Origin of the sequence: Streptomyces sp. ML-6 (assembly GCF_030116705.1) — a bacterium.
Taxonomy (GTDB): domain Bacteria; phylum Actinomycetota; class Actinomycetes; order Streptomycetales; family Streptomycetaceae; genus Streptomyces.
The window spans coordinates 3,643,652-3,657,481 of the sequence record NZ_JAOTIK010000001.1 but is presented as its reverse complement, the minus strand read 5'-3'; the positions used below and the strand labels follow the sequence as shown (position 1 = coordinate 3,657,481).

Below are 13,830 nucleotides of genomic sequence, written 5' to 3'. Positions count from 1 at the left end.
TCAGCCTTTCTTCGGGCGTCGGACGTGGACGGTCAGCGAGGGTCGTCGAGCGAGACCCAGGGCCGCCACGGCTTCGCCCAGCGCGGCATCGAGGTCGGCACGGACCTCGTCGAGATCGCGGAAGTGCACCTGCGCCCGGGCTTTGATCTTCCGGCGACCGACATCGACACGAGCCGACTCCACGCCGGACACCCGTACGGCCCGGTCACGCAGGATCAGGGCCACCGCCCGGCGGTCGAGACCGGCGTGGACCTCGCCTGTCCCTCGGGTGCCGGTGGGCTGCCGCATGGGAAGCAGACTGCGCCGTCCCGGTGTCACCGCCAGCAGGACGAGGCACAGGCCGAGGGCCATCGCCACCGCGGCCCCGACGATCATCCAGACGTCGTCCAGCGGCCGCGTGGCCAGCTCATCCGCGAGCCGGCGTCGCCAGCCCATCCCGGGCCGGCCTGCCCGCACGGAGATCACGTCGTACAGGAGCAGCCCGACGGCTGCGAGGGACAGCAGAGCCACGATGACCGCAGGAACCCGCCGCGCGGACCAGAAACGACGCGGCGATGAGCGGGCTGCCGATATCGCGCCGGTGTCCGGGTGCCCTGCGGAGGAACCCGTCTTCGCGGGCTCCGAGGGAAGGTCGCCGTCGCCGGGCCGCCGCCCCGTGTGCGCGCTCATCTCACCCTCTCCCGTTCTGTCCGCCGCGAGTGAGCCGAGTGCAGCCTCGCGACGGCCACCACGAGGTCGGACACCTCCACCCCGGCCCATGCCGCGACTCGGTCGGTGACCTCTCGGCGCACCGCCGCGCACTGCGCCCCGATGTCCGACGGATAGCCCAGTTCCACGGCGATGCGCATCCGCGCCTGCCCGAGCGCCGGTCGGCTCCCGGCAGGACCGCCTGCCCTCTCCGGTGCCCCCCGCACCACCGCCGTCACGTGCGGTGTGCGGTGGCCAGGAGGCACGTGACCGGTCGGCTCGGAGAAACGACTCAGCGCCTCACGCGCCACCTGGGCAGCGATCTTCGCAACGACCCGGTCGGCGACTGAGGCCGCACCCCGCTCCCGGCGGGGCACAGCCGGGCGCCTTTCGGCTTCCCTGGTCACTGCCGCCAGTCTCTCCGTGCCCGGCGCTGGTCGTCACGAGTACGTTGCTGATCGTCCCGGCGGCGTACGAAGTCACCGGGTTCGAGATCGCCTTCCGCCAAACGCCCGACCACGAGTCCGACAACACCCAGCACCAGCACCAGCAGGAAGGCCCAGAAGCCACCGAAGTACGCGGCGAAACCCAGCGCCATTCCGGCGGCCAAACCCACCACGGATCTGCTCATCACACGCTCCTTCACCCGGTGGCCGACTCCGTCCGGCTACTGGAGCCGCTGCCGCTCCTCCCCCTCGTCCTCCTCGTCGGGCAGCTTCACATCACCGACCATGATGTTGACTTCCACGACTTCCCGACCCGCCATCCGCTCCACCGCGGAGATCACGTTCTCCCGCACCGCCGCGGCCACGTCCGTGATCGAGACGCCGTAGTCGACGACGAGTTCCAGGTCGATGGCCGTCTGCACCTCTCCGACCTCGACGCTGACCCCGCGGGTGACGGACTTGCCACTACCGGCGCCAGGCATCCGCTCCCGCATGGATCCCATCGAGCGCGCGAACCCGCTGCCCAGGGCATGGACGCCGCGCACGTCCCGTGCCGCCATCCCGGCGATCTTCTCCACCACCACATCGGCAATGGATGTCCGGCCACGAGAACCGGGCTCGCCGCCGTACTTTGCGCCGGTGTGCTCAGTCATCAGGCACTCCTCCCTCGAGAAGTCAGCCGTGCATCCCTTATTCGAATTATATTCGCCATAGGTCGTTTTATCCGGTTGTCGTGAGTCGAGGGAGAGGGTGGAAGAGGTGAAGACCGAGGCGTTGATGCAGTCAGTACGCGGTCGGCTCGGCCTGGGTCGACTGCTGCCGCTCGGAGGACCGGACGACGGCACGTGGATCACCGAACAGGCGGCCGTCCGGGCTCTCTGGCTCAAGGCAGCCGGGGTTCCCGGCGTTCGACTGGAGAGCATGCGCATCGGACCGGTCCCGCACGAACCCGTGCTCGAATCGGCCGTTCGCCCGCCTGCCGGCGCGCTCCCGCCCGGCCCGCTCAGGATCGAGGCGGCCTTCACCGGATCCGTGACACTGCCCGTGCCTCAGGCCGCCGAAAAGTTGAGGACGACCCTGCTCGAGGCAGCCGACGAAGAACTCGGCCTGAGCGCTGTGACAGCCGATCTGCGCGTCACGGATCTCCACGAGGACGCGGAGGCAGACGGAGGATCGCAGACCGCGGAGAACGTCATGACGCTCCCGTCCCAAAATGCGCCCACGCGAAGCTCGGCCCCCGCGACCGAGACAGAATCCCTGCGGGGGCCGATTGGAGAGCTGGCCGACATCGCGTCGGCCGTGCCGGGCGTCGCGCACCTCACCACCCCACTGGGCGGCCACCCCGTCAGGGTGACGCAACAGGACGATCCGTCCACCCGACACATTCAGATCCAGCTCGCGGTCGTACCCGGCCGCCATCCCCTGGAAGTCGCCCGGGCCGTCCGGGACGCCGTGACCGACGCGGCCACGAGTGACGTCCGGGTCCCGACAACCGCTGCCGTTCTCATCACCGAAACCGCGGCGTAGCCGGGCCTCGCCGAAGCCGAGGCAGGCATAAGCCGGCGATGCATTTCCCAAACGGACCGGCAGGGCTTCACGGGCGTGGCCTGTTTGACCCGCCAGGCCGCCATCTGCACAGTCGGGATGCGGCCCCGTGGCAGCGCCGCATTCCTCTGTCGGCCGGTCCCCAGTCCATGGGGGCGGACGGCCCTGACGCCCAGGAGCGACTGGTCCGATGGTCCTCGACCTGGTGGTGATCGGTACGGCCATCACCCTGGGGCCCTTGCACAACAGCGCCTTCATCCTGCTGCTCTCCTTGCGCCGCGGCGTCCGTAAGGGCCTGGCCTTCCTGTTGTCGTGGCTGGCCAACCTGATCACCGTGATCGCCGTCGTGGTGCTGCTGACGGGCGGACAGCCCCCGGCCCGTCACAGCGCGCCCTCGACCGCCGCGCTTACCGCGAAGCTCGCCATCGGTCTGGCACTGGTGCTGTACGGGGCGTACCGGCGGCACCGGCCGCCCCGCCCGCACGGCCCACCGCGCTGGGCCGCCCGGATCGACGACGCCTCCTGGGTTACGGCAGCCGGTCTGGCGTGGCTGCTGCAGCCCTGGGGACTCGTCGGCGCCGGTGCCGCGACGGCCTTTGAGTCGAACCTCTCCACCGCCGGCGACTGGCTCGCGCTGACCGGCTACTGCCTGCTGGCCACCCTCAGCCTCATCGGCATGGAGACGTATGCGGCATGGGCACCTGCGGCCGCGGAAGCCCGGCTGAATGCCTTGCGGAACTGGCTGAGCCGGCACCAGGAGCAGCTGATTGTCACGCTCTCCCTGCTCGCCGGCCTCTGGCTGACGGCCGCGAGCATTTACGAGCTGGTCGACTGAAGCAGGCGGGCCCCAGTTGCGATCCCCCCTCGTTCGGCTCGATGGCGCTCGACAAGGAGCCTCTCGGGGGAGGTACCGGGGCCCGCAGGATTCAGCTGGTGCGTTGAAGTGCCGGCGGGGTCCAGCCGACGGTGAAGGCGGGCTGTTGGGGCCGGTACAGGCGCAGGAAGACATTGAAGCTGCCCGCAGGCGCGGGGAGCCAGTTGTGCTTGCGGTCGGGCCCCGGGTTCTCGTGCTGGACGTGGATGTCCAGGGAGCCGTCGGGGTTGGTCCGCATGCCGCTGCGGTCGCCGATCGCGTACCGGTTCAGCGGGTTGTCGGCGGAGAGCTGACGTTCGTTCATCATCGTGAGGGACCAGCAGCCGTCGACGGGCGGGGTCTTCCCGGCCTCGAAGTGCAGTACGCAGGTGTGGGCACCGTCGAGGGGCCGGCCTTCGACGTCGGTGGTGGCGTGCGGGTACAGGGCGTCGGCGTCGAGGTCGGCTCCGTATCCGAAGTGGGTGATGACCGCGCGCTTGGTGTAGTCGGTGCCGTAATCCCCCAGGCCGCGGTGCACGGTCCAGCCGCCGGCGTTCGCGGACTCCGCCTGCGCGAGCAGTTCGCGCAGGGCCGCCGGGCCGCGCCGCGTGCCCGTGTTCAGGGCGGAGAGTTCCTCGGCGGACAGGTCGTCCAGGCTCGCGCCGGGTGCGATGCCGAGTTTGGCGAGGCGGCCCAGGAGCGGGGCGTCGGCGGGATCGGGCGGGTTGTCGACCATCATCCGGTTGAGAAGGGTGAAGTAGCCGCGGCCGCCGAGCGCGTGGACCTGGTCGACGGGCGCCGTCGTGACGTCGGCGCCGGCGGGGACGGGGACGTCGGTGGGCGGGGAGTAGTCGTCGGGATCGCCGGTCCACCGCGACAGCGGGATCAGCCGCGTGGCGTCCCGGAGCTTGTTCACGGCCGGGAAGTCCGACGGGCCGCTGGTCGCGTACCGGCCGATGATCCAGTTCACGGCGGTGCGCGACTTCAGTAGGGTCAGGCCGGCGGGGGCCGCTCCGGACCAGGACGGTCCGGCGATCAGGAACGGCCCGGCGGACGAGCCGTGCTCGCGCTGGCCGACGACGGCGCAGACGTCGGACCAGGCGTCCGGGATGGGGACCATCCAGAAGCGGTCGGCGAAGGGGGTTCACCTTCTACGACCTCCGGCGCACCGGTCACACGCTTTCGACCCGGTCGGGGGCCACGCTCAAGGACACGATGGTTCGCGCCGGACAGTCCTCGGAGAAGGCCGCGATGATCTACCAGCACTCCGACGACGCCCGCCAGCAGGAGGTCGCCGGAGGCATCGATGCCAAGGTCCGCGCGGCTCGACGAGCAACCATCGAGTCGCCTCCCACTGCTCGGGAAGCCTGAACTCGGAGGGCTGGGACGTCATCGCACATCCCAGCCCTCCGACGTTCTTCAGCGAAGACCGTAAGCGCGGAGGTAGGGCAGTTCAGCGTCAGTGGCTCGTAGGAAGTGGGGCTCCTTCTTGGGCCTGCCGCCGGCTGTCTGGCAGGCGACTCCGACCGGGGCTCCGCAATCGCGGCACTCCCAGTCCAGGGCCTCGGCAAGCCCCTGTTCCTTGATCTCGTCCAGCACTGCTGTGCGTTGCTTCCGCCACGCCTCCCCATCGGCGCGCGGAGGGTGCAGCGACTTCTGGAGCTTGAACGAGCGCCGGCGTTCCGGGTCGGCGAGCGGGCCCGACAGAGGCTTGATGAAGACGGCTGCCTCGGCCGAGCTTTCGTTTTCCTCCAGGTCGTTGACCCGCTGCCCCAAGTGGCGTTCGAAGTCGGCCAATGTCGCTTCGGGGTGTGTTCCGGAGAAACTCAGGGTCTCCAAGTGGAAGGCGCGAAGAAAGCCAAGAGTGCGTTGCGCCTTGTGGTTGGTGAACTCGCCCATCTGGTACCGGTTCATCCTCTCGATTCGACGGCGGGGTGTGATCTCAGAGGTAACTTGCAAATGCCGTTTCCAGACGGCCGACGGCTTCGTCGTGAGTGCTCAGATACGGCTGCATCACCCACACGTCCTCGCGGAAGGGCTCGAACCCCAGTGACTGCCAGGTGCGTTGGATCACGGCCTCCTCCCGAGCCTCCCGCTCGGTGTCGTCCCGTTCGCTGACAGGGATGTCGATCGGGTACGGATGTGTCGCCACGAGCGCCGCTTGGCCCGCCACCCAGCGGAGCAGCCGGCCGATCAACAACCGGCCGACCCCGCCCAACCCGCGCCATGCCGGTGCGATCCGAACCCGGTCGATGATGACGATCTGGTCGCCGCTTACCAGGCCCTCCTCCAGGTCGGGGTGCAGGCCGATTTCCCCCGCCTCCTCGAAGAGCGGCATGAAGTGCGCGTAGTCGGCGTCGCGGGCGTCCAGCGACACGTAGATGCTTCCGACGCGCCACAGGTCCACTGTGAGACCGGACATCGAGAGGATCGTCAGCTCTTGGCCCTCGCCATGGGGCGACTGAGCCAGCGATACGCCAGGGACCAGGAGCCGCGCATTGTCGGCCTCGGTCTCCTCGTCGTCCGGCTCCCACAGGGGCAGGACAGCGCGGCAGAGCGCCATTCCAGTGTTGCGGGATCGTCGTGGGCATCGGATGCGACCAGGGAAGCGGACGAGTCGAAACGTAACTCCAGACGGTTCAGGTATGTCAGGAGGTCCGCCCCGGAGGGTGCGGCGTCGGTCATAAGGCCACACGCTAGCCACGCGGCCGGCCTCGGATGGGGCGGTTCCCGATATAGGTGGTCATCCTCTCGGCAGCCGCTTCGGCACAGGTGGGGCGAGATGGTGCGCCGCGTGCCCTCCGAGCTGGGCATTTTCGCGAGATAGGGCACGCGGAGGGCACGGCAGCCCTCGAGAGGTTTAGACAATGGCGAAGGCCCTGGTCTCCGACCAGGGCCTTCATCATGGAGCGGGTGACGAGAATCGAACTCGCGCTCTGAGCTTGGGAATCACCCGGCACTTCGACCCATGAATAGCCTCTGACCTGCGGCGATGTCTATCTTGGGATGCTCGCGGCCAGCTCCCGTGAAGCCCCTAATGACCGCTGCTTACCGCCCCTACTGGCACGTTGTGGCACGACCCTAGGCCCGATGGGAGGGATCGGTTCACCCGTGCAGATTTCTGGGCCAGGATGACTCGGAACCGGATGGAGGCACAGTCGGACCCCAGGGTCTCGTCAGTCGGCCCGTCACGGGGTACGAGGCCCATTCGGGCTCACCATGCGTGAGAGGAGGGAGGACGCGGGCAGCGAGAGAGCCGCGGCGGAATGCTCGTCAGCCCCCGTCGCACCCCTCTGCTCCTTCGCCAAACCGTCGATCTGGGCCAAGAGATTTATGGTCGGAGTCCATCTGGCCAGGAGATCCATCAGGTCGGGCAGAGAAGCAGCGTAGGTGGTGAGTACGGATCCGTAGGTGTTGCCCGTCAGCACGATGACGAAGCGGGGCACACGCGAGTGCCTCTCGTACACGACCAAGTTCAGCGGCACGTGACGGTCGTGGGCGTAGCGGCTGTCGACCTTGTCCGCGAATCCGTCTGCGGCCAGCCAAGGATCGAATTCCGCCGCGCGGAGATCGTCATAGAAGTCGCCGGTGCCCGCGTCCGGTACGGGATCGTAAGCCAGGTCGACCCACTCACCGCAGGAGTACATCTGTTCATGTGCCCCAAGCCTGGTTCCGTTCCGGACCGGATTCTGGGTCTGCCCGAACTGAACCTGACCACCCATGATCACAGGGCCGTGGAAGGTACCGCCGCTGGCCTCGTTGTTGATTTGAGATGCCGTACTTTGCCGCCGGGGGTTGCCGGCTGCGCGGTGCTCTTCCACCACTCCACTTCCGTTCGCATCGTTCGAGACGACTATCGTGCATCAGGAGTGTCGGGGCGCGTGCGCGATTCGCCGCAAGATGTGAGGGACGCGACGGACCAGGCAGGGTGGCGGTACGCAGTCCCACACCATGCCGTCGCGGCGGGCATCGTGGTGAGCCCGATCCGTCTACTTGCGATCCGGCTTCTCAGTCCCGCGGGTCATGTGGAAGGTGAGGTTGGAGAAGTCGCGGCCTTGGATCACCGGACCGTTCTGCGTACCTTCCGAGACGCTGTTGTACACCTCGCCACCGGCTGCCTGTGCCCTCTGCCACCACTCTTCGAGGCGGACGCGGAATTTTTTGTGTAGAGCCGCCCGTACGTGAAGGGCTGTCACAAGTGCCTGCGCCCGGTTCAGATCGGTGCTGTCTCCCTGTAGCGCGGCGAGCTCCAGTTCGCCGGAGCTGGCCCGGGGCGGCCCATTCCCAGCCGGCTCCGGAACCGTCCTGCGCTGGAACGGGCGTCGCACCAAGGCAGCCAGCCCTGCCCAAGCTTGGCGGCCGACCTCACTTCCCGCGCTCCCTGCCAGTGCTGCCGAAACAGGAAGGTCGGACGACCTATGGCCAGGGACTTTCCCGCCTCCATGCGGATCGCCGACATCGATCCGCTGTGGGTCTACGCCGTCAAACACGAGGTCGCCGAGATCTTCAAGGCCGCCTTCACACATCGCCAGACGCAACCTAGAAGCACCACCGGCGCCCCGCAATCAAGCGGGACGATGGCGGGCACCTCGGCACTGCCCCGGCTCGTAACGACGTCCTCGACGGTCCGATCCGTGTCGACCGTCCTCGACTCCGGGCTGATGCGTATCCACCGCCCATGCACCGGGCTGCTCGACGAGCTACCGGGCTACGCATGGGACCCCGCAGCATCCGACCGCGACGAGGACCAGCCGATCAAGCGTGACGACCACAGCGCCGACGCGCTGCGCTACGTCGTGCACTCCAATGCGCACGAGTGACGCCACCGGCTCACCACATCCACCGATGCCGGGGAACTGGGATAGTCCGCCCCGTCCGGGCCCTCCACAAGAGCACGGAGCAGTGGACCCAGCCGAACAGGGAGATCAGCCCAAACAGAATACCCAAGGCGCCAACGAGCGCAGCGGAGGGGAACATGCGCAAATGCCCCAGCGCCACGGCCAGACCCTCAACCAACAGCAACCACAAGTTCCAACGTCGCTTCCTGTGAATGACCCTGACGTAATCTTCAAACCTGCGCTGCTCTGCCGCCTCTTTGGCGGTCTCTTCATCGAGGATGCGCCGCTGACGTTCGCTCCAACGTCGTTGCGTCTCCACTGCCTCCGGGTCCACCGGCGCAGCGGGCGAAGTGAACACAACGTCGCCGTGAATAGCACCGGACTGCACGACGTGGCCCCCGACGCTTCCACTCAACTCGTTGCGTATGGACGGCTGTTCGCTCATGAGGCGGAAGATACGCGCTTGACGCACGAGATCACCATCGAAGCGGCCGATGCCAATGCCCGTGAACACACTTGGTGACCGCCCCCTTCGCCGTTCCGGAGAGCGGCGTACCGTGGCCGTCGCCGGCGTGGGTCCCGTACTGCCGCCAGGCTCAGGTCTGACCGAAAGGCGTCCCGAAGCTCAGCGAGCCCACGTTGCCAGCCTGAATCACTGGGCCGTGCTGCACGCCCCCGCTGATCGTGTTATGGACATCCGCGACCTGTTGATCACCCTTTGGGGGCGCCAAGTCAGCAATCAGTGACCGCAGTTCGGCAGCCGCGGCCGGATTTGCCAGCAAAGTGCGCCGCAATCGTGTACGCCACTCCGCCTGGACGTCCAAGGCGGTCTGTTCGTCGCTGGCCTCCATTGCCGCCGCCAGTTCTCCGCGCGAGGTCTCCAGCTCCCCCTCGATCACGTCTTCCTCACCACCACCGCGACGCGAGAAGAACGACACCATCCGGTCACGAGCTTGTGCCCAGGAGTCCACCGCCATCTGCTGAACCAATGTCGTAGCGCCTGCGGCAGCAAGTGCCACCAACTCCGCTTCCATCGAACCACCTTTGCAGCATCTGAGGCAGCCACCGTACCCCCTGACACTCGACGACCACAGCGTCGACGCCCTGTGCTACGCCGTCCATGCCACGGCACACGATTGGCGCCACCTGCTCGCCCATCAGCTATGCAGGATTGGCCTCTTGTACTTTCCTGGTTTCGTCCCAGAACCTCGGCAACCGTTCGTACAACCCCTCTCGAAAGCGCTCGTGGTTCGACCGTCCAGCCTGCTGGAGATCAAAACCTGCAGCGCGTACCAGCTCGATGAGTGGCTCGCCGGTGTGCCGGACGAGCCGACGCCGCAAACGCAGTGGTACCTCGCTGTGACCGGGTATGAGCAGGCGCACGTCGCTGCACTGCTCGGCGGGAACCGGCTGGTTGTGCACCGTGTCGCCCTGCGTTCGTGGCACATCCGGCTCGACGACAACCCGAGCCTCTCCGCGGCCTACATCGACGCGCTGCGGGCCGAGTACGTCGGACTCTGGCGCCGCCGGATGATCGAGGGCACCTGGGTGATCGCCGAGGGCGCGGTCTACGACATGTTCGACGAGCAGCGGCACGTCGTCGACGAACTGCCGCCGATGCGCCGGGGCTGGGTTGCCATCGACTACGGAACCGCGAACCAGTTCTCGGCGATCCTGTACGGTCTCGGCGCCAACGACCGGCTGTACGCGGTCAACGAGTGGCGCCCCAACTCGTGAGCCGCACACCGACAGATGACCGACGCGCAGTTCAGCCGCGCCGTGAGCGCACGGCTCGACGAGCAGCAGGTCGTTCCCGAGCGGACGTTTATTGACCCGTCCGCGACGAGCTTTTCCACTCAGTTGTGGACAGACAGGCATCCCGTCGTCGCCCTTGCGAACAACGAGGTGCTCAACGGCATCCGCAGCGTGTCGACCGCGCTCGGCTCGGGGCTGTTGCGCGTACATCACTCATGCCGGGGACTCCTCGACGAGCTGCCCGGTTACGCCTGGCCAGAAGAGGCCACAGCACGCGGCGAGGACAAGCCGATCAAGTGCCACGACCACTCCTGCGACGGGCTGCGGTACGTGATCCACTCGACTGCGCACGTGTGGCGGCAAGTGTCAGACGTATTGAAGGACAGCGGTTGATCAGCTGCTCAATCCGGGACTCAGCGGTAGCGTCGAAGAGCCAACCAGTGCTTCGCCAGGAATCCGAAACCGATCACCACGTCGAACCACCCAATCGACGCCCACATCACTCGCGTGCTGTCGCCCCCGGATCCGTGACCACCGACAACCAGGAACAGGCCGAAAAGGATCCATACGACAGACCCGTAGATTCCACGACGTGCCTTCTTGAGGAATCTCTGTCTTTGAAACTGAGACTGGGCGTAGCGTGCTGCACGTTCTGCATCTTCGGCGTCCAGGATTCGTTTCGTGCGTGCCGACCAGCGAGCACGTAACTCTGCCTCCTCTGGGCTCGGCGTAGCAGGCAGGATCACATTGCCGTTGATGGATCCAGCCTGGACCACGGGCCCGTTGACATGGCCGCTCACGCCGTTACTTACGTTGTTGGTGACGTCCCGTCCCTCTCCCATGTTCCAGAAGGTACGGGAGGGCGCCACCACTCTCAATCGACTCATGTTGATCCATGCCTGGCTCGCTTGGTACGCGGAGAAGACCCCGGGCGGGTTGTTGTCCGTGGGCGAGCGGGGCAAGCCTTTCCGTCGTTCGACCTTCGGCCGGGAGTGGCGCAAGGCCCGTAGCGTGGTCGGACTGCCGGCCGATGTCCGGTTCTACGATCTTCGTCACACCGGACACACCCTGACCACCCGATTGGGCGCGACGCTCAAGGACACGGTGGTGCTGTCGGCCAGTCCACGGAGAGGGCCGCGCTCATCTATCAGCACTCGGACACCGAGCGCCAACGTGAGGTCGCTTCCGGGCTCGACTCCCTGATGCAGGTCGAACGTCGGAAGGCTGCGGCCAAGGCCGATCCAGGCATCGGGCACGGAGCGGGCACGAGACACCTAGACAGGTCTAGACAACAAACAGGCCCAAGTCGCTGACTTGGGCTTTCGTTGTGAAGCGGGTGACGAGAATCGAACTCGCGCTCTGAGAGGGCGTTTACGTATGTTTATTCCGGAAAGCCGCTTTCGCCACTGCCTCTTTTCTTCAATTTTAGGAAATATGCGAACTTCACCGCATCCCGCCACACAGGGCCTGCCGTCCGTTTCGCTCACTTCTGCTGCCGGGATTCCGTCTGGTTTGAAGATATGACAGAACCTCCTGGTAGTCAGAGGAACGGCAGCTTCCGGCCCTCCCGTGTCAAAGCTGCGGCGTGAGCCAGCCGAAGCCGTACCCCAGCGACCTTTCCGACGCCCGGTGGGCCTTGATCGAGCCCACCCTGACGGCATGGAGGAAAGACCGGCTTGACCGCAGACCCACCGGCCAGCCGGCGAAAGTCGAACTCCGCGACGTGTTCAACGCGATCCTCTACGTGAACCGCACCGGAATTCCCTGGAAATACCTCCCGCACGACTTCCCGAATCACGGCACCGTCTACGCCTACTACGCCGCCTGGCGCGACGAGGGAATCTTCGCCCAACTCAATTACGACCTCACCGCCCTGGCCCGCGTGAAGGAAGGCCGCAAGCCCGAACCGACGGCATCAGTCATCGACACCCAGAGCATCAAGACCTCCACCAACGTGCCTGTGACCAGCCAGGGAACGGATGCCGCGAAGAAGATCGTGGGCCGGAAGCGAGGCATCCTCACCGACACAATCGGCCTGATTCTCGTCGTGACCGTCACCGCCGCGAGCCTCTCCGAGAACGCCCTGGGAATACGCCTCCTCGACCAGGCCAAGAAGACGTACCCGACCATCGCCAAGAGCTGGGTAGACACCGGCTTCAAGAAGGCCGTCGTCGAGCGCGGCGCGCAGCTCGGAATCGACGTCGAAGTCGTCAATAGAAATCCCGGGGTTCGCGGTTTTCACGTCGTGAAAAGGCGCTGGGTAGTGGAGCGGAGCATCGGTTGGATCATGATGCACCGCCGCCTCGCCCGCGACTACGAGACCCTCGCCGCCAGCTCCGAAGCCATGATCCACGTTGCATCGATCGACAACCTCGCCAAGCGCATAACGGACGAGACCACACCAACCTGGCGAGGAACCTACTAGGGCATAAGCGGCAATCCACCCACGCTAAACGCCCTCTGAGCTTGGGAATCTATGGCGCCCACAGTGCCGATACGGCCTCCGACCTGCAAGTACCGGTCACTTAGCGGATCGCTGTGAGGGCTTTCCCATGCCGGTGTTGACCGCTGTTCACCGCTGCTAAGGGCACGGATGGGGCACGCGCTCGTCGGGTGGGTCGCGAGTGCTCCAGTCGGGAACGCCACGCGACGATGTGCGCATCTGCGCTGTGGCGCCAAGCGCGCTTTACGTTAGCAAGCTGGTCGGCCTGGCGATCCCGCGCTGGCGGCCGTCCAGACCCCGTTGGTGGCTGCGCCACCAAACCGGTCGATGCGGCACCGCAGGCATTGTTAACGTCTCCGCATGGATGATTCTCTCTCATTCGAGAGCTTCCTTGAAGGTGCGAGGAAGGCTGCGCACAAAGCCATGGACGATCACGCGCGTGGCGAGTACGACGAGTTCGTTCTCCACGCGGGGGTCGCCATCGAACGGCTGGGTAAGGCGGTTTTGGTGGGGAAGAACCCCATCTATGTCGCGGAGATGCGGGGTAGCGCAGAGATGCTGTTCCACCTCGGCGGTCACCGAACAGCGAGCAAAGTGCGCACCATCGGGGCGGCCGAGACGATCAGTCGGCTGCGAACGCTGCAGATCCTGCCTGCTGATGGGCAGTTGGATCTCTTGATCGACTTACGGAACGGTGTGGCTCACTCGACCGGAGGCGAGCAGGGGAGAGCTCTGCTAGCCACTCTGGCGAAGTCCGTGCAGGCCCTACATGTAGGGCTGACCACGCCCCTCACATCCTTCTGGGGAAGATGGCACAGCGCGGTCCGTATTGCCATTGATCACCAGCGTAATCAGACCGAACGCGAGGTCCAGCTCCGAATCCGGCAAGCTCGAAATCGCTTCGATGACCGCTTTGGCAACCTTCCGGCTGAACTCCTGGAAGGTGTGCAGGCCCCACTCAGGAGCCGTCGCAGCGAATGGTTCCCTGGCGGGATACATAAGGAAACCGGCGAGCCTGGGCCCCCTATGGGTTGGTTTCCATGCCCAGCCTGTGAGAATAACGCGCTCATCGTTCTGGCGGCAGAGGACGAGGAGCCTGACAGGTACGGTGGTTTCTTCGGTTGCGCACTGTGCGGGCTCCGCCTGGAAGGGACCGAAGAGCTTCTGGCTGCGAAGCTGAGTCTCCCCGTGGGCTCCGTCTGATCCTGTCCATACGAGGAACAGGAGTGCGCTGGCGGTTTGTCTTGGTGCGCCACTGGCTAA

The 13,830-nt window shown here is 66.2% G+C and carries 17 protein-coding genes and 2 pseudogenes; 10 read left to right on the top strand and 9 right to left on the bottom strand.

The window, feature by feature from the left end:
- The 3 genes from OCT49_RS16065 to OCT49_RS16050 all read right to left on the bottom strand — a co-directional run bounded on the left by OCT49_RS16065 (position 1) and on the right by OCT49_RS16050 (position 1,786).
- Positions 1 to 669 carry a DUF6286 domain-containing protein gene (locus OCT49_RS16065; RefSeq protein WP_283852573.1) on the bottom strand — a complete coding sequence of 223 codons (669 nt, stop codon included), beginning with the start codon at positions 667 to 669 and terminating at the stop codon, positions 1 to 3.
- Between the two features lie 421 nt (positions 670 to 1,090).
- Positions 1,091 to 1,318, bottom strand: a complete 228-nt coding sequence (locus tag OCT49_RS16055) for a hypothetical protein (protein WP_283852571.1) — start codon at positions 1,316 to 1,318, stop codon at positions 1,091 to 1,093.
- Positions 1,319 to 1,354: 36 nt separating this feature from the next.
- Positions 1,355 to 1,786, bottom strand: a complete 432-nt coding sequence (locus OCT49_RS16050; RefSeq protein WP_283852570.1) for an Asp23/Gls24 family envelope stress response protein — start codon at positions 1,784 to 1,786, stop codon at positions 1,355 to 1,357.
- A 97-nt stretch (positions 1,787 to 1,883) separates the two neighbouring features.
- On the opposite strand from OCT49_RS16050, the gene OCT49_RS16045 reads away from it, so the two are divergent.
- Both OCT49_RS16045 and OCT49_RS16040 read left to right on the top strand, forming a co-directional pair.
- Positions 1,884 to 2,660: a hypothetical protein gene (locus OCT49_RS16045; protein WP_283852569.1), complete on the top strand. Its 777-nt coding sequence runs from the start codon at positions 1,884 to 1,886 to the stop codon at positions 2,658 to 2,660.
- Positions 2,661 to 2,868: 208 nt separating this feature from the next.
- Positions 2,869 to 3,513: a GAP family protein gene (locus OCT49_RS16040; RefSeq protein WP_283852568.1), complete on the top strand. Its 645-nt coding sequence runs from the start codon at positions 2,869 to 2,871 to the stop codon at positions 3,511 to 3,513.
- Positions 3,514 to 3,604: 91 nt separating this feature from the next.
- Here OCT49_RS16040 and OCT49_RS16035 read toward each other — a convergent pair whose 3' ends face one another.
- Positions 3,605 to 4,651 carry a DUF1254 domain-containing protein gene (locus OCT49_RS16035; protein ID WP_283852567.1) on the bottom strand — a complete coding sequence of 349 codons (1,047 nt, stop codon included), beginning with the start codon at positions 4,649 to 4,651 and terminating at the stop codon, positions 3,605 to 3,607.
- 14 nt (positions 4,652 to 4,665) lie between these two features.
- On the opposite strand from OCT49_RS16035, the pseudogene OCT49_RS16030 reads away from it, so the two are divergent.
- Positions 4,666 to 4,902, top strand: a pseudogene (locus OCT49_RS16030) (tyrosine-type recombinase/integrase); the annotation flags it as partial.
- Between the two features lie 48 nt (positions 4,903 to 4,950).
- Here the strand turns inward: OCT49_RS16030 and OCT49_RS16025 are convergent.
- The 3 genes from OCT49_RS16025 to OCT49_RS16015 all read right to left on the bottom strand — a co-directional run bounded on the left by OCT49_RS16025 (position 4,951) and on the right by OCT49_RS16015 (position 7,355).
- A complete protein-coding gene (locus OCT49_RS16025) occupies positions 4,951 to 5,445 on the bottom strand; it encodes a zinc finger domain-containing protein (protein WP_283852566.1) in 495 nt (164 codons plus the stop codon).
- A 28-nt stretch (positions 5,446 to 5,473) separates the two neighbouring features.
- Complete coding sequence (locus tag OCT49_RS16020; protein WP_283852565.1) at positions 5,474 to 6,094, bottom strand: hypothetical protein; 621 nt, start codon at positions 6,092 to 6,094, stop codon at positions 5,474 to 5,476.
- Positions 6,095 to 6,719: 625 nt separating this feature from the next.
- Entirely contained in the window at positions 6,720 to 7,355 is a 636-nt protein-coding gene (locus tag OCT49_RS16015) for a hypothetical protein (RefSeq protein WP_283852564.1), read from the bottom strand.
- Positions 7,356 to 7,949: 594 nt separating this feature from the next.
- On the opposite strand from OCT49_RS16015, the gene OCT49_RS16010 reads away from it, so the two are divergent.
- Together OCT49_RS16010 and OCT49_RS16005 are read left to right on the top strand one after the other, a co-directional pair.
- A complete protein-coding gene (locus OCT49_RS16010) occupies positions 7,950 to 8,351 on the top strand; it encodes a hypothetical protein (RefSeq protein WP_283852563.1) in 402 nt (133 codons plus the stop codon).
- Positions 8,352 to 8,433: 82 nt separating this feature from the next.
- A complete protein-coding gene (locus OCT49_RS16005; protein ID WP_283852562.1) occupies positions 8,434 to 8,892 on the top strand; it encodes a hypothetical protein in 459 nt (152 codons plus the stop codon).
- Positions 8,893 to 8,965: 73 nt separating this feature from the next.
- On the opposite strand, the gene OCT49_RS16000 is transcribed toward OCT49_RS16005, so the two are convergent.
- Entirely contained in the window at positions 8,966 to 9,403 is a 438-nt protein-coding gene (locus tag OCT49_RS16000) for a hypothetical protein (RefSeq protein ID WP_283852561.1), read from the bottom strand.
- A gap of 211 nt (positions 9,404 to 9,614) precedes the next feature.
- Here OCT49_RS16000 and OCT49_RS15995 point away from each other — a divergent pair, with 211 nt between their 5' ends.
- Together OCT49_RS15995 and OCT49_RS15990 are read left to right on the top strand one after the other, a co-directional pair.
- On the top strand, positions 9,615 to 10,106 hold the full coding sequence (locus OCT49_RS15995; protein ID WP_283852560.1) for a terminase large subunit domain-containing protein: 492 nt from the start codon (positions 9,615 to 9,617) through the stop codon (positions 10,104 to 10,106).
- Positions 10,107 to 10,121: 15 nt separating this feature from the next.
- Complete coding sequence (locus tag OCT49_RS15990) at positions 10,122 to 10,517, top strand: terminase large subunit domain-containing protein (protein WP_283852559.1); 396 nt, start codon at positions 10,122 to 10,124, stop codon at positions 10,515 to 10,517.
- A gap of 20 nt (positions 10,518 to 10,537) precedes the next feature.
- On the opposite strand, the gene OCT49_RS15985 is transcribed toward OCT49_RS15990, so the two are convergent.
- Positions 10,538 to 10,966, bottom strand: coding sequence for a hypothetical protein (locus OCT49_RS15985; protein ID WP_257543544.1), 429 nt, complete (start codon positions 10,964 to 10,966; stop codon positions 10,538 to 10,540).
- 61 nt (positions 10,967 to 11,027) lie between these two features.
- Here OCT49_RS15985 and OCT49_RS15980 point away from each other — a divergent pair.
- The 3 genes and pseudogenes from OCT49_RS15980 to OCT49_RS15970 form a co-directional block, all read left to right on the top strand.
- Positions 11,028 to 11,402: pseudogene (locus tag OCT49_RS15980) on the top strand (tyrosine-type recombinase/integrase); the annotation flags it as partial.
- A 307-nt stretch (positions 11,403 to 11,709) separates the two neighbouring features.
- Positions 11,710 to 12,549, top strand: coding sequence for an IS5 family transposase (locus OCT49_RS15975; RefSeq protein WP_283852558.1), 840 nt, complete (start codon positions 11,710 to 11,712; stop codon positions 12,547 to 12,549).
- 378 nt (positions 12,550 to 12,927) lie between these two features.
- Positions 12,928 to 13,770, top strand: coding sequence for a hypothetical protein (locus tag OCT49_RS15970; RefSeq protein ID WP_283852557.1), 843 nt, complete (start codon positions 12,928 to 12,930; stop codon positions 13,768 to 13,770).
- The last annotated feature ends 60 nt before the right edge of the window (positions 13,771 to 13,830 follow it).